Here is a 20,261-nt window from a genome sequence, read left to right as displayed (position 1 = left end):
ATCAAATCGCTTTAATAAAATAAAAAAAATGTTATTTTATTGCTCATTGTTATATTTTTTATATATTTATCCGATAATCGACAAAATAAAGCTTTTTGTCGATTATTTAAAATTAATGCAAATAATGGATTTGCTTAATAAATGATAAGTATGACCCCCATTTTACTCAATCAACTAAGAAGTGTAATATCTTCTTCACTAATTTCAAAATTCAGTAAACGCTTTGAAGAAAGCGAAATTTTATTGCGAAAATCAATTGACACAAGTATTTGTACAGTTCTTATTGGGCTCAATAATACTATAGACAACTTGGTTCTTTATGATAAAATGCTCGAATCTATAAGCAATTCTAAATTTTATGAATCAGTCGAATTTGAAAACGGAAAACTTTTAACCATTAACTATTGTTTTGAACAAGACGGATTTGCACCATTAAATTTAATTTTTAGAAATAAAAAAGGGCGAATTTCTGAAATGATTTCAAATGAGATAGGCATCAAAAGCGAAACGGCTTCTGCAATTTTAAATTTTGCTGTAATGATGGTTTTGTCCTATTTTAAAAATGAAAAACAAAAAGTAAAAGCAATACAATCTTCCTTAAATGAGGAAAAAAATACAATCTTAAGTACGGTTCCGGAAGGTATTAGAGTGCTTCTTGGATATTCTAATTTTATTTGCGAAGAAGTAGATGACATTCCTAATCAATTGACTACAACAAGTTTTACAAATAAATTTCTAAATAAAGTTTTGACAATATTTAAACCTTTAGAAATATAACAACTCCATTTTTGACTATTAAACCTAAAAAAAATGATAACAATCCTAAAATCGTTATCACTTTTTTCACTAACTATTTTTCAACCTTATTTTAACATAAATTCTTGGCTAAGTGAATCAATTTGAATTTTGAAAGTCCCTTTTTCAGAAATCCATTTCAAATCATTATTCACAAATTGTAAATCTTTTTGATTCAATGTAAATGCCACTGTTTTACTTTCTCCAGGAGCAAGATTAATTTTTTCAAAACGTTTCAAAGCTTTCACTTCTGGAGTTATACTCGCCACTTTATCTGATAAATATAACAATACTGATACTTTCCCTCCTGTTTTTCCTGTGTTTGTGACATCAACACTTACTGTCAAATCATCAGTCACAGTTATTTCATTTTTACTCAATTTTAAATTAGAATAAGCGAAAGTCGTATAGGATAAACCAGTACCAAATTCAAATTGTGGAGAATAACTTTTTTCGTATTTAGCATCGTTATTTTGCTCTTCATCACCTAAACTTTCGGTGTATTTACGATTGTATTTTTCTAAAGAATTTGGGTATCTAGGATAGTTATATGGCAATCTTCCGCTTGGATTTACATCTCCATAAAGTATGTCGGCCAAAGCTCTTGCACCTTCATTTCCGGGTAAATAACACTGTACGACAGCGCTCATATTGTCTTCAAAATCACTTATTAATCTTGGTCTTCCTTCATTCAAAACCAAAACAACAGGTATGTTTAATTTAGACAACGCCAAGGCCAATTTAGATTGTGAAGACGTAATATATAAATTGCTTATGTCTCCCGGTGTTTCGGTATAATTTTTTTCTCCAAGGCATAAAATAATTTTCGAAACCCCTTTAGCCATTTCTACCGTTTTTGCAATTTCGGCATCATCAAAATTAGCCAAATCTGCACCTTGAGTATACAGAACATTTTCTTTGCCAATTTTATTTTGTAGCGCTTCTAGAATAGTCATTTTGTCTGCAGCGTAGGTGTCCGAATTTTCACCTTGCCAGTTGTAAGACCAACCTCCATTGAGATATTTCATGCTATTAGCCGTTGGCCCAGTTAGCAATACTTTTTCGTTTTTATTCAAAGGCAAAACGGAATTATTATTCTTCAATAAAGTAATAGATTCCGCAGCGGCATTGTATGCAACATCTATAAATTCTTGGGAACCAAATTTTGGATAATCCTTCAAATTGGCAACTGTGGTTTGAAATAAATTTAATTCGTATTTCATTCTTAAAATTCTAGTAACAGCATCGTCAATTCTGGACATTGGGACTTCTCCTTTGTTTACCAAATCCAATAAATCATTGTAAAAAGTATAATCTTCAGGAACCATACTCATATCAATTCCTGCCATTACAGATAATTTTACGGCATCTCTATTATTTTCAGCTACTTTGTGACGGGTATAAAGATAAATGATGTCTTTCCAATCGGTTACTACTACACCTTGAAAACCTAATTCCTTTTTTAAAACATCAGTAATCAAATATTTACTGGCATGAACAGGCGTTCCGTTAATTTCGCCAGAACTAATCATAACACTTTTGGCTCCAGCCTTTATTGCCGCCTGATAAATGGTCAAATCAAATTGTCTTAGCACTCGTTCTGGGATAATACTTGGTGTTCTGTCTTTTCCCGTTGTTGTACTGCCATATCCAATATAATGTTTCATACATGCCGCTACATTATACTTACTCCCAACATTATTTCCTTGAAAGCCCTCAACAAAAGCGGTTGCCATTTGTGAAGACAAATAAGTGTCTTCGCCAAAGGACTCCCATAATCTGGACCAAGCCGGATTTCTTGGTAGATCTAAATCTGGCGAAAACACCCAAGGAATAGATGAAGCTCGGGTTTCATAAGCCGAAATTTCGGCTCCCTTTTTGGCCACCTCTGTATTAAAAGTCGCGGCAATACCGATTTGCTGTGGAAATAAGGTTGCGCCAGCAGTATAACTTGACCCATGAATGGCATCAATACCGTACAATACTGGAATTTTCAAAGGTGTTTTATTGGCTTCGTTACTTATTGTAGTAATTACTTCGTTCCATCTTTTAATAGTTGGAGCACCTGGGTTGGGAACATTCAAAATTGAACCAATATGGTATTTTTGAATAGCCTCATTTAATTTTGCCATATCAAATTCTCCTGGTTTACCCTTAGCCTCAAAATTGGTAACCGTTATTTGAGTCATCTGACCAATTTTTTCCTCCAAACTCATTTTTGAAAGCAATTCGGATACTTTCTTATCTGTTTCAGAATTAGTATTTTGACTTCTAACGCCTAAAGCAAGGAAACTAATGATTAACAGTAGTGCAATTTTTAATCTCATTTTTTTATAATTTATCTTTAAAACTTTATCTTTTTAATAATTGCTTAATTATTAATGAATTTTAAAAGTAATTATATTTATTAGAGAACTCATTTTTAAGACACTAATTTGATTGTTTTTCATAGGTTTAACGTTTTCGTAGAATATAAATATTGAAAATAATTTTTCGTTTTTTGAAAATTCTACCAAAAAAAAAAATCCCAATTTACTACATGAGCAAAATGGGATTTGTTTGAATTTTATAAAATGGCTTAAATTTATCCGTGATACACTCGTGAAGCCACAATTCTATCTTCCTTTACAACAAGCACTTCTGCAACAAGCATATCCTCTTCGTTCTCAACAGTTCGAATGTATTCCATAAAAACTCGATCTGCATTTGCGGTAAGCGAAGTTACTTTATAATGTAAACTTGGTAAACGTTCAAAAGCATCTTGCCACCAAATTCTTAGAGCATCTTTCCCAGTAACTAAACCTTGAGTTTCGGGTTTATGGATTTTTAATTTCGGACTAAAGTGTTCTGCTTCATCATCATAAAGGGACAATAATTGCTCCAAATTATGATTGTTAAAAGCTTCAAACCATTTAAAAGCAATTGATTGTAATTTTTCTGGCGTCATACTATTTGTTGTTTTAATTGAAAAATCCCTTTACATTTTTAAGGTGAAAGGGATTTTAGTTTTTATTCGAAAGAAGTATTATACATTCTTCAGATTAATAATTTCTTGATCTGTAAGTAACCTCCAATTTCCTCTTGGCAAGTTTTTCTTAGTTAAACCAGCAAAAGCTACACGGTCAATTCTCAAAACATCGTAACTGAAATTCTCAAATATAGAGCGAACCACTTTTACGTTAGCCGATCTTAATTGAATTCCGATTTCGCTTTTTGCTTCTCCTTCAATATAACTTACATCTTCAACAAAAACGCGGTGTCCATCAAGAACTAGACCTTTGTTTATTTTTTCTAAATCTTCGAACTTCAAGTTTTTATCTAAAGATACTTGATAAATTTTGGATGATTTTTGACTTGGTAAAGTAAATTTACGAATCATATCTGTGTCGTTTGTAAACAACAAAAGACCCGTTGTATTTTTATCCATTCGGCCAATTGGAGCAATTTTTGATGTGGTAGAACCTTTAACCAATTCTAATACATTTCGGTATTCTTGACCTTCATCAAGAGCAGTAGTGAAATTTTTAGGTTTGTTAAGCAAGATATATACTTTTTTCTCGGGTGTCAAGACAGAACCGTCAAAATTAACTACATCACCAGGTTTTACCATATAACCCATTTCTGTAACAGGAATTCCATTTACTTTGACAGTACCAGATTGGATATAAATATCGGCATCACGACGAGAACAAGCACCCGAGTTTGAGATGTATTTATTCAAACGAATTTCATCTTTTACTTTTGGTCTTTTCGGAGCTTGATTTGGTTTTTTCTCTACTTTATCAGTAGTATCGGCAACTTTTACAATTGTTTTTACTTTTTTTGGCCCTTGTGCCCTTTTTTGCATCGCAGGTTTTGGCTTATTTGAACTAGGTCTCGAGCTGTTTGCTCTTGGTCCACTCCCTCTTTTATTGCCGTCATTCTTATTCATAAGATTCTATAATTTGTGCAAAGATACTATTTATATCATTGAGAAACGATTTTTGGCAATTAGAAAACGTTAACTACTTAATTAAATGGCCATTGACTCTTTTGAGGATTTATTCAATAGCGATTGATTGACTAAAGTGACACTAAATTGTCATCAATACTTTTTTTCCATGCCACAAAACGCTTGGATTTATCAAGACGATACAAAATACGCCTGCAACAATAAGGAATTTAAGTACATTGTGAAGTAAAACATATTTTTCTTTTGTATTCCATTTCCATAAATAAATCAAAAAGAAAATTAAAACTATAAAACTGCAGTAAAAATAAATATCCATATACCCTACATCATAAATATCAATTAAAAAATACACGGGGATTACGGTAAGTATAGTCAATATGGTAATACTATTTTTTGAAATTCCTTCGCCATAAATAATTGGAATAGTTTTGTAATCATTGGCCAAATCTCCTTTTATATTCTCTAAATCTTTAATCATTTCCCGAATCAGAATTAATAAAAAGAGGAAAGTGGCGTGCGAAAGAATTACGGCTAGCTTGTCCTTATTGTTTTCTATTTCATACAAAGGCATCTTTAGATAGTAATACAAAAGAATAGCTAAAAAAGGTAAAACTGCTAAAAATGCGGCCATAAGATTGCCAACCAGTGGATACTTTTTTATTTTATGGGAATAAAACCAAATCAGAAAAATATAAACAGAAAAAAACAAAACAGCTCTAAAAGAAACAAATAACGCAATAATGGCAACAAAAAAATTAAGGCTGAAATAAACCTGAAGTTTTGTTTTTTGACTTACCAAACGATCCAATTGAGATTTATTCGGGCGGTTGATTAAATCTTTTTTACTGTCATAAAAGCTATTGATTATATAACCCGAAGCGATTGCCAGACTGGATGCCAATACAATAATAAAAAGATTGAAATCCAAAAGAACTGCCAATGCCCTCTTCTCGGGAGCAAGAATAAATATAGCAGAAAGATACTGTGCTAATGCAATTATCGGAATGTTATAACCTCTAACTACTGAGAACAAACTAACAATCTTTAATGCAAATAATTTATGCTTCCTGCTTAACATGGAGTCTGTTTAGTATTTATAAGTTGTCGTTTTAACAGCGGTATTTTAAATTAAAATTGATAAACAACTTCTAATTTAAAATCTTTTAACGAAGCTTTTGCTCTTTCAAGATCCTCTGTAAACCCTAAGATATAACCTCCACCTCCGGAGCCACACAATTTTAAGTAATAATCATTTGAATCTAAACCTTCTTGCCAAATACCATGAAATTGTTCCGGAATCATTGGTTTGAAATTATTCAAAACTACTTTTGATAAATGCTTAGTGTTTTCAAACAATGATTTCATATCACCTCCTAGAAAATTTTCTACGCAAGCATCAGTATATTTTACAAATTGATTTTTAAGCATGTTACGAAAACCTTTGTCTTTCAGATTTTCCATAAAAATATTTACCATCGGAGCGGTTTCGCCCACGATTCCAGAATCCAGTAAAAATACAGCTCCTTTCCCGTCAAAACTTTGCGTTGGAATCCCCGTTGCTTCAATATTATCCTTTGAATTTATCAAAATTGGAATACTCAAATAACTGTTTAAAGGATCCAGGCCTGAACTTTTTCCATGAAAAAAGCTTTCCATTTGAGAAAAAATTGTTTTTAAAGTCAATAATTTTTCGCGTGTTAAGTTTTCCAAAACGGTGATTTTGTGTTGGGCATATTTATCATAAATAGCCGCTACCAATGCACCTGAGCTGCCTACTCCATATCCTTGAGGAATACTGGAGTCAAAATACATTCCGGTAGCCACATCATTTTTTAAAGTCTCTAAATCAAAAGTAACCAAATCAGGTTGATCGTTTTGCAATGCTTCCAGATAGACAACAAAACGTTTCAAATGACCGTTGGATTTTATGGCTTCTTCAGAAGGATTTGCATCTTTCTTGAGCGCTCCATTATAAAAATTATAAGGAATTGACAATCCTTTTGAGTCACGAATGATTCCATATTCTCCAAAGAGTAATATTTTTGAATAAAATAAAGGTCCTTTCATATTGGTATCAATTATCAATTTGGGGTTGGTAACTATTGTGTTTTTCGAACTTAAAAATCGACTACATCACCTCGATTTTCATTTTGTATGCCTATGTTTATTTCTTCTTGTTGCTCGGGAGTTAAATCTTTCCAAATCTCTTTTTTCTGATCTTCAAAAACGGCAATAATTTTTTTCAAAATCACAACATCTTTAGTATTAACTATCTTTTTAATTAATTTTAATTTCTCCCCATTCAAATCCATGATTGTCGCATTAGAAATTAAAGATACTAAAAAAAGGAATCAATTCAACAAAGCACCATTTCCAATTTCGTCGCAAAGGTACTGACCATTTTGGCAATAGCCAACTAATTCTGCTTTAATAAATTGCAACACTTTTTCTTTAACCTCATTTGGATACAAAACATGTACATTGGCACCAGCATCCAGAGTAAAACAAACTGGAATTTTGGTTTCATTTCTAAATTTCCAAATCGCATTAATAATTTGCAAAGTATTGGGCTTCATTAAAATAAAATACGGCAAAGAAGTCATCATCATAGCGTGCAAAGTCAAGGCTTCACTTTCTACTATTTTAATAAATTCTTCTAGATCTCCATTCTCAAAAACAGGAATCAGTTTGTCCAGATTTTCATGCGCTTGGGCAAATCGCCTTTCGGCAAAAGGATGGTCGTGCATCAAATCATGACCTACAGTACTCGAAACTTGTTTTTCTCCTTTGTCAACCAACAAAATTGTGTCTTGAAAATCCTTGAATGTATCATGAATCTGATACGGATATTCGACTCCATAAAGATCCGAACTCCTTTTTATATTGGCTTGATTTCCCCAAACGACAACTTGGCCTTTTACACTTCGGCAAGCACTTCCAGAACCCAATCGTGCCAAGAATGAAGCTTTGGCATAAAAATAACCATCGGTCATTTCTGGATATAATGCTTTCTCCAAACTCATAAAATTCATCGCCAATGCTGCCATTCCAGATGCCGAAGAAGCAATTCCGGAACTGTGTGGAAAGGTATTTTGAGTATCTATCGTAAAATGATATTCTTTCAGAAAAGGCAAGTAAACTTCAACCCGTTCCAAGAATTTTTGAATCTTTGGTTTGAAATCTTCTTTGGGTTTTCCTTCAAATAACAAATCAAAAGAAAAATTTCCAGTACTTATTTTTTTAGCGAAAGTCAAAACAGTAATTGTTTTACAATTGTTCAAAGTAAAACTAACCGATGGATTTGCAGGAATCTGATTTTCTTTTTTGCCCCAATATTTTACCAAAGCAATATTACTGGGAGCACTCCAACTAAAACTACCTTTATCAATAGAATGCGTATATTTTGATGGAATAAAATCGTTGGCTTCAAACATAAATAATAATTTTCGGCAAAGATACTTTTTTTGGTTAAATCGCTTATCTCTTTATTGCATTACTTAGAAAGTTTTTAAGTATTTTTGAATTCTGAAAAAATTTAAAAAAAGATGAATAAAATTACTCGAATTCTAGCTATCGTCGCTACTTGTTTGGTCGTGGGTTATTTCTCTGGAATGGTTAGTCGTTCGGCAATTACGACTTGGTATCCTACTTTAATAAAACCAAGTTTTAATCCGCCAAATTGGATTTTTGCGCCGGTTTGGAGTATGCTTTATATCATGATGGGAATTGCGGCAGGATTGGTTTGGAACCGAATTGATTTTGAAAAAGAAATAGTCAAAAAAGCTTTGATTTTCTTCGCTGTACAATTGGCACTAAATGCTTTATGGTCGTATTTGTTTTTTGGGCTTAAAAACACAATGTTGGCAGGACTGGAAATCATAATTTTATGGCTAATGATTTATGAAACCTATATACAATTTGCCAAAATCAACAAAATTTCGGGCTATTTATTTATTCCGTATTTGCTTTGGGTAAGTTTTGCCGCCGTTTTGAATGGAAGTATTTGGTGGCTGAATCGATAGGCCGATATCAATTTTTAAGTTTTTGAAATTCAATATTTTTATTCGTTAAAAAATCCATCATACTCAGGATATTACTATGCTTAATAAGAGTTTTGGACTTTGGATCGGCATCGCAAAACTGAAGAAACAGCTCAATTTGGTCTGGTTTTAGCTTTAAGGTTTGAAGATAAAATTTTTCATTGCAGGTCTTTTTTGCTAATACTGCAAATTCAATATCTGGAGATTTTTCTACGGGTGGCTCCTTTTCTTTTATAAACAGACCTAATATCATGCCTCCAATTCTACCAAAATCAGGGCCGTTTACCATCGCCCCGTCATAAACGCCTGTGTTCAGTTTACTTGCTGTTTTTTGTGCAGCCAAATCATCTCTCTTTTCTTGCTTGTTTTTCGCATCACCTTCCCATGAAATTCCAGAGGTGGCTACTCTCCTAATTACCACTTCTTCCAACTCTTCAGGCTTTTTCAACATTGAAACTATCAAATAGTTTAGATTTATATCTTCCGAAGTTACTTTCAGTCTTTTTATATAATACTCTTTGGCATAAAAATATAGACTATCATTCGCTTTAGCTTCAATTACAAATTCACCTTTATCATTTGTAATGGTACTTTTTTTGGATGTTTTATTGATAACATCCACATTTTTCAAAAGGAAACCATCACTTGATAGAATTCCTTTTAGTGGCTTTTCAGTTTGCGAAAAACTAACTTGATATAAAAACAAGAATAATGCAACAGGTAGTTTTACCTTCATAAGTAAGAATTTATTGAAAGTAAATGTATCCTAATAGTCCTTAAGAAAAACTTAGAATGGATGTAATCTTTTGTTAATTAATTCTTTCAAACAGCCTGAGCAACAATAAACCCGCTTGTCCAGGCATTCTGGAAATTAAAACCTCCTGTAATAGCATCAATATTTACAATTTCGCCAGCAAAATAAAGGTTTTCATGCAGTTTGCTTTCCATTGTTTTGAAGTTGATTTCTTTGAGATCAATTCCGCCAGCGGTTACAAACTCTTCTTTGAAAGTACTTTTCCCATTGACTTGAAACGTGCAATTTGTCAACTGATTTACTAAATTTTGCAACTGGACTTTAGATAAATCGGCCCATTTCGCTTCGGCCTCAATATTTGAAGCCAAAACTAAACTTTCCCATAATCGGTTTGGGAAGTCAAAAGGAGATTTTTTGGAAACCGCTTTTTTGGCGTGTTCTTTTTTTATTGTTTTTAAAACTTTTTCGACCTCTTCGGCATCGACATCATTCAACCAATTCACGAAAATGGTAAACTGATAATTTTTGTCGAATAAAGTTCGTGCTCCCCAAGCCGATAATTTTAAAATCGCAGGTCCGCTCATTCCCCAATGTGTAATTAACAGTGGCCCGGCAGAGGTCAATTTGGTGTCTTTGACTTTTACAGTAACTTGTGCCGCTACGCCAGGCAATTCTTTGATACGGGGATCTTTTATGTTAAAAGTAAATAAGGACGGAACGGGACTAACAATTGCATGCCCATGTTGTTGAAGCATTTCCCAAATTTTGGGGTTGCTTCCTGTAGCAAGAACCAATTTTTCGGCTATATAATTTTCGTTCTGCGTTTCTACTTTCCAAAAATTGTCTTTCTTGAAAATGGACTGTACGCTTTGGCCTGTGAGAACAGCAATCCCAAGTTTTTGAGTCGCTTTCAAAAAACAATCAATAATCGTTTGTGAGGAATTCGAAACGGGAAACATTCTTCCGTCATCTTCAATTTTGAGTTCAACACCATGTTTTTCAAACCATTCGATAGTGTCGCCCGAACAAAATTGGTGGAAAGGCCCTCGCAATTCTTTCTCTCCGCGTGGATAAAATTTTACCAACTCGTTAGGCTCAAAACAGGCATGAGTTACATTGCAACGTCCACCTCCAGAAACGCGAACTTTACCCAAAACCTCAGCACCTCGTTCGAGAATGGCAACTTTCAATTTTGGATTTTTTTCTACAATATTAATAGCTGCAAAAAAACCTGCAGCTCCACCACCTACTATAATTATATCAAAATTTTGATTCATTTATTTTATTATTCTATAAAAAAAGAAATTTATTTATTTTAAAGTTTTCAAAGGTAAGCATTCCTTTTTTATGGATTTATTTAAAAAATTTCCAAAGCATCAGAGTTACTAATTGGAGTATTGGTTTTTAACCTTTTCAACAAAAGAATGTTACTGTTTTAATTCTGTTTTAAAAAATTATATTTAAATTTGATATATACCTTTTTTAAGAAAAGTTATAAAAAATAGATTATCTAATCAAACCCATTTAAGCATGAAAAAAGTATTGTTCTTATTATTATTAATTGTTACAAAAGGAACGGCACAAGACATTAGTTTTCCTAGGCAATTAACCAGCCAGGGTGCTGTATTAACCATGTATCAACCTCAGGTTGTGAGCTGGGACAATTATAGTACCTTGGTTTATAGAATGGCTTTTTCGATGATCCCAGATCAAGGAAAAGAAGTTTTAGGTGTTTTGGACATGACAGCCAATACAGTTTCAAACACACAAGATCATACCGTTTTTATGTCCAATATAGTGGTAAATCAAACCCATTTTCCATCGCTTGATGCTACAACCTCACAAACTATGGATGCGTTGGCACGTTCTTTTTTCAATCAGGAAAATTCATTGGTAGTTTCTTTGGATCAAATTGTTGCCTGTACACCAAAAAAAGCACCAGCCTCAACGGTGGTAGTAAATAATGATCCTCCTGTAATTTTCATGAGCACCTCTCCCTCTGTATTATTACAACTGGAAGGAGCTCCAGTAAAAGCAGCTACCGGTCAAACAAATCTTCAATATGTTATTAATTCCAGTTTGCCACTTTTTGAAGACACAAGCGCTTCGAAATATTATTTGTATGATGGTTTAGAATGGCAAAATGCACCCGCTTCAAATGGACCTTGGACATTTACAAAAGACATTCCAAAAAGTATTATTGAATTGTCTAAAGATAGTATTTGGACAAATTTGAAAGGATCGGTGCCCGTTTTAAAGAAACCGAACAGCAAAATGCCAAAAGTGATTTATTCGCAAAGTTTGGCCGAGTTGATTCTTTTTCAGGGAAATCCAACTTATCAAACCATCTCTGGAACTTCTTTGAAGTTTGCAACCAATACAGACAGTGATATTATTTTTTCTAATTCAACAAATTTGTATTATTTCCTAATTTCGGGGCGTTGGTTTAGTGCGGCCAATTTAAATGGCCCTTGGACATATGCAACTCCAAATCTTCCAGCAGATTTTCTGAAGATTCCGTTGGATAGTCCTGCTTCGTCCATCATGGCTTTTGTTCCAGGTACTGAGCAAGCAGCTGATGCGGTTTTGATTGCCCAAATACCAACAACCACTCAAGTAAGTCCAGTGACATCTCAAGATATTTCTGTGTCGTATGCCGGAACACCACAATTTAAACCTATTGAAACGACTTCTTTATCCTATGCGGTAAACACATCTTCAAAGGTGATTGAAGTCAATTCAAATCAATATTACGTTTGTGCCAATGGAGTTTGGTACACTGGAACAACGGCAAACGGTCCATGGCAAGTCGCTACTTCAGTACCTGCATCAATTTACACAATACCATCAACCTCTCCTGTTTACAACCTTACGTATGTTACTCAAAACGTTAATGATTCTGGCGTCATTGTAGCAAGTTATACCTCAGGCTACATGGGGGCTTATGTTATAAATACTCCTACTAGTGCAATAATTGTTTCGGGTACAGGATTTTATTATCCCCCTTTCTACTATTACCCGCCAATTGGTTTTCCGTTGCTTTTCCCTTTTGCCTGTACGTATGGCCCTTATGCCTATTGTGGCTTCGGAGTAGGCGTAGCTGTTGGCGTTGGTATCGGAATGGGAATGGGAATGCATTATGGTTATGGTTACGGTTACGGTTATGGTGGAATGGCTTATCATGCCTCATACAACCCAGCAACTGGCGCTTATGGCCGAAGTGCAACGGCTTATGGCCCTTACGGAAGCGTAACTGGTGCACAAAGATACAACCCCTCTACAGGGACTTATGCAAGGGGAGCTTCGGAATCTACCGCTTACGGAACACGCTCTCAAGGACAAGCCTATAATCCATATACAGGTGCAGGCGCAGCAACTAGACAAGGATCCAATGCTAATGGTCAAGCAGGAACTAGTGTTTTTAATGATGGGCATGGCCAATCTGCACAAACTGCTCACGTATCTACTGCGCAAGGAACTGCGGCTGCAGGAAGAACTTCAAATGGGAATATGTTTGCTTCGGCCGATGGTAATGTATATAAAAATACAGGAAACGGCTGGGAACAAGGGAATAACAACAATTGGTCTAACAAAGCAAACGGTGATGGCGGAAAAAGCAACTGGTCTCAAGCTGGTGGACAAGATTTTGATTCTCAAGCGATGGATAATGAATTTAAAAATAGAGATCGAGGAAATTCTCAAAGCCGACAATTTCAAGGTAGAAACTTTGGAGGCGGAGGATTTGGCGGAGGCGGAGGATTTGGCGGCTTCGGTGGAAGCGGAGGAAGATTTGGCGGAGGCGGCTTCGGAGGCAGACGCTAAAACAAACTCTAAACCCTATAATTCTAATAAAAGACAAACCCTCGAGAACAATTGCTTTCGAGGGTTTGTTTTAAATCCGATCCAGGAAATCGGTTATAATTCCGTTTACTTTAAGCCATTTCATTTTTTGAATGTCTTCTTTTTCATTTACTGTCCAAGGAAAAACTTTGATGCCTCTTTCTTGAATTCTATCTGTATTTTCAGGAGTCAATAATTTAAAATCGGGATGCACTGCTTCTGCCTTTATAAATCGTGCAAAAGAAATAGCCAAATCCAAATCGTTCTCCGTCAAAACTCCAATTGGAACAGCATCATTCAAAAACCGAACTTGCTGCAGTGCGTTCCAATCAAAACTGGAAACTATGAAATGAGTGTAATTCCAATTTTTATCAGAAATATAATGTTCTATCAATTGAACTACTTTTTCAGCAGTATCATGATTTTTTAATTCGATATTTATAAAACACCTATGATTAACCAAATCCAAAACTTCCTTTAATGTTGGAATCTCAAATTTGTTTTCTATTCGAGACGTTTTTAATTCCTGCAATGTCATTTGGTTTACAATTCCTTTGCCATTGGTCGTTCTATTAATAGTTTCGTCATGAATAACGACCAAATGGCCATCCAAACTCAAATACACATCCAACTCGATTCCGTCTGCGCCCATTTCTATTGCTTTTTCAAACGAAATTAAAGTGTTTTCAGGTTCGTAACCTTTGGCTCCCCGATGCCCTATTTTGAGAATTTTGTCCATACCATTAGTAAAATGTAAACATAAAAAAACACCTTCATTTCTGAAGACGTTTTGATGAATATATTTGAAATTATTTTTTTGCTTCTAACAATACGATGTCAAATTCACTATCAATAATCACTTTCCCTTTTGTAACCGTTACCATTTTTCCAGAATATGCATCTCTTATTTTAGCACCATCTTTGAATGTTGAACCTAGTGGAATTTCTTTTTTTCCTTTGGCTAAATCCAAACCAATAACAACCGCATCGGTATATTTCCCTTTAGTAAAAGTTCTGGAACAAACATACGGTTTTGATGAAATTTCCACATTCACACCTGCTCCTACAGCCGGATGGTTTTTTCTAAATTGACCCAATTTTTGCCAATGCAAAAGTGTTTTTTGGGTATTTGCATCAGTTTTTATGGCTTCCCAATTCATAAAAGAACGCAATGTTGCATCCCCTTGAGTTCCTTCAACTACTAGTGAACGAGCCGATTCATCTCCGTAATATATCTGAGAAATACCTGGCGTCAGCAACAATTTTGTTCCGGTTTCCATACTCTTTTCTCTTTTCGCATCAAATGGCCCTCCATCGTCATGTGACGACAAATAATTTAAAACACTATAGCCTTTCAATTGATTATTTAAAATATCCGAGTATTTCTTGAACATAAATGAGTAGTCTTTTTGTGCATCCCATTTGAACTCAAAATTAATCATCGCATTAAAGCCATTTTCATAATAATTGATTTTTTTATCTCCAAAATCAAAAAATTGGCCACTGCTAATTCCGTAATTATACACTTCAGCGATGGTATAAAAGGGATTATTGTCCAAAACTTTTGTTGGATTATTATGTTTCCAATTTGCAAAAGAATAGTCGCATTGTGTTTTGAAATCAGCCCATACTTTTTCATCTGTATGTTTTACCGTATCGGCTCTGTAACCATCAATTCCAAATTCAGTGATGTAATCCGTCAACCATTTTATAATGTAATATTTAGGCGTTCTTGGATAGCCCGTTCTTTTGAAAAAAGCGTCCAATGAAGCCACTTCTTTTTCGTATCTTCCTTCGGCTTTCCATTTTTCAATCAAAAAAGAAGGCAAAGCAACTTCTTGAGTGCTTTCGGTTCTAACATCGGGCAAATTCGCTACCAATGTACAGGCCGTTGTATTTTCAAAAGTGTTGTACGTACAAGTTGGTCCTGTTCGAACCCATTCTTCTGGCCAAACCGAGTCAATAGGCGTAACTGGTCCTGTGTGATTAATCACGCCATCAAGCATAATTCGAATTCCTTTGGCATGTGCTTTTTTGACCAATTCAGCCAAGTCTTTTTTGGTTCCGAAATTTGGATCTAACGCCGTCCAATCTCTTGCCCAATAGCCATGAAATCCATAACTCAAACCCGTTCCTTCATCAACACCTTCGTGAATTTGTTCTACAACAGGCGTGAACCAAATTACATTGACTCCTAATTTTGTAAAGTATCCTTCCTCTATTTTTTGGGTAATTCCTTTGATGTCACCCCCTTCAAAACCGCGAAGTTTTCCCGTCGCTTTGTCTCTTTTGAAACTGACATCATTTGTTTTATCTGCATTGCAAAAACGGTCGGTCATCAAAAAGTATAAATTGGCTCCTTCCCATACAAAGGGTATTTTTTCTTTAGAAAATGCATTTGATTCTTTTTTTACCTGTGCAAAAGAAAGACTCGTAATCAACAGAAAAACAAACGGCAATAATAGAATTCCTTTTTTCATTTTTATAATTGTATTTTGATTTCTTTTTCAACTCCTTTTTCAATTAAAAAAGGAATTTCGAGAGTATTATTGATTGTTTTAAATTCTACATCCAAGCCGTTTACCGTAACTTTTGTTGGTTTTGCAGTAACATTATGAACCATTAAAGTAACACTCTTGTTGGCACTAGCAAATGCTTTTCCTACTACTGTATTTACTTTAATCTGTATCGATTTTGGTGTTGAAATATTAGCGAAATTTAAAATTTCATAAGACCCTTTTTCAAAATCATTGGGTGTTAATCCGTCATCATTGTAAAGTTTTCCTGAACTTGAAATTGCTTTTTCATCAAAGTAAAAATGCAGATCAAAATTGGACAATGAATATTTTGTAGTGTTTTGAATCGTTTTTATCATTGGAATGAAAGCACCACCACGCACAAAAACAGGAATGTTATCGGGCGAAACCGCAACAATTTCAGTTACTCCCGCTTGGTGTTTTTCTCCGGTATAAAAATCGTACCAATTGCTGCTTTTAGGAAAATAAATCGATGCACTTGTAACTCCCGCTTTTGTAATTGGTGTCACCAGAAAATCATTTCCCCATAAATACGAATCGCAGTAATTCAATAACTTTTCATTTGCAGGCTCTTCAAAAAACAACGGACGCATCAAAGGTAATCCTTTGTTGTTGTTTTCAAATGCCAAAGTATAATTGTAAGGCAGCATTTGATAACGCAATTCGATTTGTTTTTTGGCTTTGGCTTTAGTCAAGATGTCTTTATAAACAGCCTCAGAGGCTACTTCTTCTTGCGCGTGTGGACGATAAATAGGCTGAAAAACGCCATATTGCAACCAGCGAACATACAATTCATTGTCGAAATAATCTCCGGCAAATCCGCCTAAATCGGAGTGCATATAGCCCATTCCCTGCATTCCCATCTGCAAGGCAATTTCCGGTTGTGATTGCAAGCCACCCCAAGATCTGCTTACATCGCCAGACCATGGCACCATTCCAAAATTTTGAGAACCCGAATATCCAGCACGCATTAAAATAAAGGGACGCACATTTGGAAAGTCTGCTTTATATCCGTCACGAATCAGTTTTGCCCAATTGTGTCCATAAATATTATGCACTTCATCAGCAGTTCCTTGTGCGGTAAAAGCTGCCGAAGGAAATACTTCCGGCTCTCCCAAATCTCCCCACCAACCGCCAACTCCTTCGTTGATTAAGTTTTTGTATATATTCCAAAACCAGGTTTTCCCTTCCGGTTTAAAAACATCAACCAATCCGGTATTTCCAAAATAAAAATCATATTTAAATGGGTTTCCCGCTTTATCGGTTGCCAATACTTTTTTGTCTACCGCGTCCTGCCATTTACTTGAAGTTGTGAGTATGAAAGGTTCTGTAATCAAGATTGTTTTGACCCCTTTGCTGTTCAAATCGGAGATCATTTTCTTCGGATCCGAAAAATTATCTTTATCCCAATCCAAATTCCCCATTGTTCCCTGAATTGTTTTTCCAAACCAGTATAAATCAAGAATTATGGCATCTACAGGGATTTCCTCTTTTATAAATTTATCAATTGTCTTATTCACTTCGTCTTGGGAATGGTATCCGAAACGACTGGAAAAATTACCCAATGCCCAACGGGGAATCAAGGGCTGTCTTCCTGTAAGTTCGGTATAATTTGAAATCAAATCGGTCCAGGTTTCGCCGGCAATTACCTGATACGTTTTTCTGCCGGAAATGGTTTCATAAACCAAAGTGTTGTCTTTTTTACTGTCTAAATCCAAAAAACCGATCGGCCCATTGTCAAAATGAATGGCATAAATTTTTGAAGACATTACAAGAGGAATCGAGAAATTCATTTTTTTCGAATGTGTTTCATAGCCATAATCCGCTTGATTGTACAATTCCAAGCGATTGCCACGACGGTTCATTCCCAATGCACGAGCTCCAGCTCCATAAAGTGCTTCGGATGGGTCCAAATTAAATTCCAAAGTTTGTTTTGGCTGCTCTTTATCGCTTGTTCCATTGTTTGGTTTTTGAACATAGCCATTTTTTTCCGAAACCAACTCCTTACTTTTATAAAAATAGGTGATTTGAAATGGGCTTTTTTGTATCGAAACCATTATCCCGTTGGTGGAACAAACAATTGAGTTTTGTGTCTGTTTGACTTTGAAAGTCTCTTTACCTGGCACTAAAACCACCGCATGTGAATTTGGGTTGAACACTTCGCCGGTTGGCAAAAATGTAGTTTCAATTATTTTATCCGAATACGGTTTTATAAAATAGGCACCATCAGACGTTTTTACTTCGATAGTGTTTTTGACTACTTTATAGCTTTCAAATTTCCTGTTTGCGTTTTGGGCAAAGGCGGAACTTGAAATTAAAAGGAATAGAAATATTTTATTCATGGCTAATTTAATTTTTGAACCATTAAGGCATTAAGTTTATTAAGCTTTGTTCCTAATTATATCATTCGCAATAGTTAGGTTTTTATTCTAAATGAAACTTAATTTCTTAATGGTTTAATTTTTATTTTTTACTTCAATTCCAAAATCAAAACTGATTTTCCTTCTATGGTAATGTTGCTTTTCAAATCAATATTTTTACCCGAAAGTACATCAAGACCTGTAGTGTGATTCAGAATACTTTCCTGAAAACGGTTTGTTGGAAAAGTTTGCGTTGTTTTGCTGTTGTTTATTACCACCATAACTGCTTTTGAATCGGTATATCTAAAATACACATAAACATTGTTATCTGGAATATAATGCTTCATTTTTCCAAAATGCACCACATCGTTTGTTTTTCTCCAATTGAATAATTTAGCCGAAAAATCAAAATATTTTTGTTGTTCCGCGGTTCTTCCCGCATTGGTAAACGCATCGTTTTTGTCACCTATCCAACCGCCAGGAAAATCTTGGCGAATCGCTGCGTCACCATTTTTATCTTTATTTCCAGCCATTCCAATCTCGGAACCGTAATAGATTTGTGGTGTCCCACGAACGGTTGCAATCAATGCCATCGCCATTTGATATTTTGAGAAATCGTTTTTATAGATTTCATTAAAACGATTGGTATCATGATTTTCAACAAAAACCAAAAGATTATTCACATTTGGATATAAAAAGTCATTTGTAAAATTCTCATAAACGTTTACCATTCCCGCATTCCAAGTGTTATCGTCTTCATTGAACACTTTTGCCAAAGTTTCGGTTAAGGTAAAATCCATAACAGACGGCAAATAAGAATTGTAATTTTCTATAGCCGCAATTTTGCTGTCTTTTTGCCAATACGCCATTTGGGCTTGGTCGTGCATCCAGACTTCTCCAACGATATTGAAATTAGGATATTCATCGGTTATGGCTTTGGTCCATTCGGCAATTCCTTTCTTGTCGCAATACGAGTACGTGTCTACGCGAAAACCATCCAAATTGGCATATTCAATCCACCAGATTGCATTTTGTTTCAAATATGTATTTACCAATGGATTGGATTGATTTAAATCCGGCATTGATTTTACAAACCAACCGTCCATGCACATTTTTGCATCAATCTGAGAAGCATTTGGATCAAACTGCGTTGTCATTCTGTAATTGGTTTGAGCATAACCCGGAAATTGATGTATCCATTCGTACGTAGGCAAATCCTTCATCATCCAATGTTCTGCACCCCAATGGTTGGTTACATAATCCATGATTAATTTCATATCGCGTTTGTGCAATTCGGCTGACAGTTGCACATATTCGTCGTTGGTCCCAAAGCGAGGATCAATTTTGTAAACATCCGATTGTCCGTACGTATGATACGAATAGGCCTTGTCATTGTCTTCACAAAGAGGTGTTGGCCAAAGTGCCGTAGCTCCCAATTCTTTGATATAATCCAAATGCTGAATCATACCAGCAATATCTCCGCCATGTCTTCCGCCGGGAAGTGCTCGGTTTCCTTTTTCAGTGACCGATTTGTCGCTGTCATTTTTTGGATTACCATTTGCAAAACGATCCGACATCACTAAATAAATCAAATCTGAAGCGTTGTAACTTTTGCGGTCGGCAGAATTCTCTCTTCTTTGTTTTAGAGCATATTTTTGAGTAAATACGACCTTTTTATTTTTGGAAAATGAAAAAACAAGATCTTGTGCAGTTGTGTTCTTTGTATCAATAGTGACGAAAAGATAATTTGGGTTTTCTGTTTTTTTGACTTCTTTTATAACAATAGCGTTAGATACAGTTACTTCATTTTCGGCAATATTTTTTCCGTAAAACATAATTTGCAACTCTGGATTGTGCATTCCTGCAAACCAAAAAGGAGGTTCAACTCTATCAATTTGTGCAAAAATTGATGTGGAGATAAAAAATAATAAGATGATTGCTTTTTTCATTTCGTTTATAATTGTAAAACCCTTTCGAAGCAGA

16 protein-coding genes are annotated in these 20,261 nt (G+C 34.9%); 3 read left to right on the top strand and 13 right to left on the bottom strand.

The genetic code is table 11. The features are described from left to right. Positions 1 to 150 precede the first annotated feature (150 nt). Positions 151 to 777 (top strand): DUF937 domain-containing protein, encoded by a 627-nt coding sequence (locus OLM57_RS06735; protein WP_264566462.1) that lies wholly within the window; start codon positions 151 to 153, stop codon positions 775 to 777. Positions 778 to 863: 86 nt separating this feature from the next. Here OLM57_RS06735 and OLM57_RS06730 read toward each other — a convergent pair whose 3' ends face one another. The 7 genes from OLM57_RS06730 to OLM57_RS06700 form a co-directional block, all read right to left on the bottom strand. Further along, positions 864 to 3,122 carry a glycoside hydrolase family 3 N-terminal domain-containing protein gene (locus OLM57_RS06730; RefSeq protein ID WP_264566461.1) on the bottom strand — a complete coding sequence of 753 codons (2,259 nt, stop codon included), beginning with the start codon at positions 3,120 to 3,122 and terminating at the stop codon, positions 864 to 866. Between the two features lie 257 nt (positions 3,123 to 3,379). Then, entirely contained in the window at positions 3,380 to 3,742 is a 363-nt protein-coding gene (locus tag OLM57_RS06725; protein ID WP_264566460.1) for a nuclear transport factor 2 family protein, read from the bottom strand. Positions 3,743 to 3,820: 78 nt separating this feature from the next. Further along, positions 3,821 to 4,726, bottom strand: coding sequence for a pseudouridine synthase (locus OLM57_RS06720; protein ID WP_264566459.1), 906 nt, complete (start codon positions 4,724 to 4,726; stop codon positions 3,821 to 3,823). A 142-nt stretch (positions 4,727 to 4,868) separates the two neighbouring features. Beyond that, entirely contained in the window at positions 4,869 to 5,825 is a 957-nt protein-coding gene (locus OLM57_RS06715; RefSeq protein ID WP_264566458.1) for a geranylgeranylglycerol-phosphate geranylgeranyltransferase, read from the bottom strand. A 50-nt stretch (positions 5,826 to 5,875) separates the two neighbouring features. After that, positions 5,876 to 6,814 carry a mevalonate kinase gene (locus tag OLM57_RS06710; RefSeq protein WP_264566457.1) on the bottom strand — a complete coding sequence of 313 codons (939 nt, stop codon included), beginning with the start codon at positions 6,812 to 6,814 and terminating at the stop codon, positions 5,876 to 5,878. Positions 6,815 to 6,864: 50 nt separating this feature from the next. After that, on the bottom strand, positions 6,865 to 7,059 hold the full coding sequence (locus OLM57_RS06705; protein ID WP_264566456.1) for a hypothetical protein: 195 nt from the start codon (positions 7,057 to 7,059) through the stop codon (positions 6,865 to 6,867). Positions 7,060 to 7,098: 39 nt separating this feature from the next. Continuing rightward, complete coding sequence (locus OLM57_RS06700) at positions 7,099 to 8,181, bottom strand: diphosphomevalonate/mevalonate 3,5-bisphosphate decarboxylase family protein (RefSeq protein WP_264566455.1); 1,083 nt, start codon at positions 8,179 to 8,181, stop codon at positions 7,099 to 7,101. A 111-nt stretch (positions 8,182 to 8,292) separates the two neighbouring features. Between OLM57_RS06700 and OLM57_RS06695 the strand changes: the two genes are divergently transcribed. Then, positions 8,293 to 8,769 (top strand): TspO/MBR family protein, encoded by a 477-nt coding sequence (locus OLM57_RS06695; protein ID WP_264566454.1) that lies wholly within the window; start codon positions 8,293 to 8,295, stop codon positions 8,767 to 8,769. Positions 8,770 to 8,776: 7 nt separating this feature from the next. Here OLM57_RS06695 and OLM57_RS06690 read toward each other — a convergent pair whose 3' ends face one another. Together OLM57_RS06690 and OLM57_RS06685 are read right to left on the bottom strand one after the other, a co-directional pair. Beyond that, positions 8,777 to 9,523, bottom strand: a complete 747-nt coding sequence (locus OLM57_RS06690) for a hypothetical protein (protein ID WP_264566453.1) — start codon at positions 9,521 to 9,523, stop codon at positions 8,777 to 8,779. A gap of 86 nt (positions 9,524 to 9,609) precedes the next feature. Next, entirely contained in the window at positions 9,610 to 10,818 is a 1,209-nt protein-coding gene (locus OLM57_RS06685; protein WP_264566452.1) for an NAD(P)/FAD-dependent oxidoreductase, read from the bottom strand. 253 nt (positions 10,819 to 11,071) lie between these two features. Between OLM57_RS06685 and OLM57_RS06680 the strand changes: the two genes are divergently transcribed. After that, positions 11,072 to 13,363, top strand: a complete 2,292-nt coding sequence (locus OLM57_RS06680; protein ID WP_264566451.1) for a hypothetical protein — start codon at positions 11,072 to 11,074, stop codon at positions 13,361 to 13,363. 70 nt (positions 13,364 to 13,433) lie between these two features. On the opposite strand, the gene OLM57_RS06675 is transcribed toward OLM57_RS06680, so the two are convergent. The 4 genes from OLM57_RS06675 to OLM57_RS06660 form a co-directional block, all read right to left on the bottom strand. Further along, positions 13,434 to 14,120 carry a glycerophosphodiester phosphodiesterase gene (locus OLM57_RS06675; protein WP_264566450.1) on the bottom strand — a complete coding sequence of 229 codons (687 nt, stop codon included), beginning with the start codon at positions 14,118 to 14,120 and terminating at the stop codon, positions 13,434 to 13,436. Between the two features lie 70 nt (positions 14,121 to 14,190). Continuing rightward, positions 14,191 to 15,861, bottom strand: a complete 1,671-nt coding sequence (locus tag OLM57_RS06670) for an alpha-amylase family glycosyl hydrolase (protein WP_264566449.1) — start codon at positions 15,859 to 15,861, stop codon at positions 14,191 to 14,193. A gap of 2 nt (positions 15,862 to 15,863) precedes the next feature. Then, complete coding sequence (locus OLM57_RS06665) at positions 15,864 to 18,260, bottom strand: TIM-barrel domain-containing protein (protein ID WP_264566448.1); 2,397 nt, start codon at positions 18,258 to 18,260, stop codon at positions 15,864 to 15,866. Between the two features lie 128 nt (positions 18,261 to 18,388). Continuing rightward, on the bottom strand, positions 18,389 to 20,227 hold the full coding sequence (locus OLM57_RS06660) for a glycoside hydrolase family 13 protein (protein ID WP_264566447.1): 1,839 nt from the start codon (positions 20,225 to 20,227) through the stop codon (positions 18,389 to 18,391). Positions 20,228 to 20,261: the final 34 nt, after the last annotated feature.

Source organism: Flavobacterium sp. N3904 (assembly GCF_025947305.1).
Lineage (GTDB): Bacteria > Bacteroidota > Bacteroidia > Flavobacteriales > Flavobacteriaceae > Flavobacterium.
The sequence above is the reverse complement of the archived record's forward strand: the minus strand, read 5'-3'. Positions and strand labels throughout refer to the sequence as shown.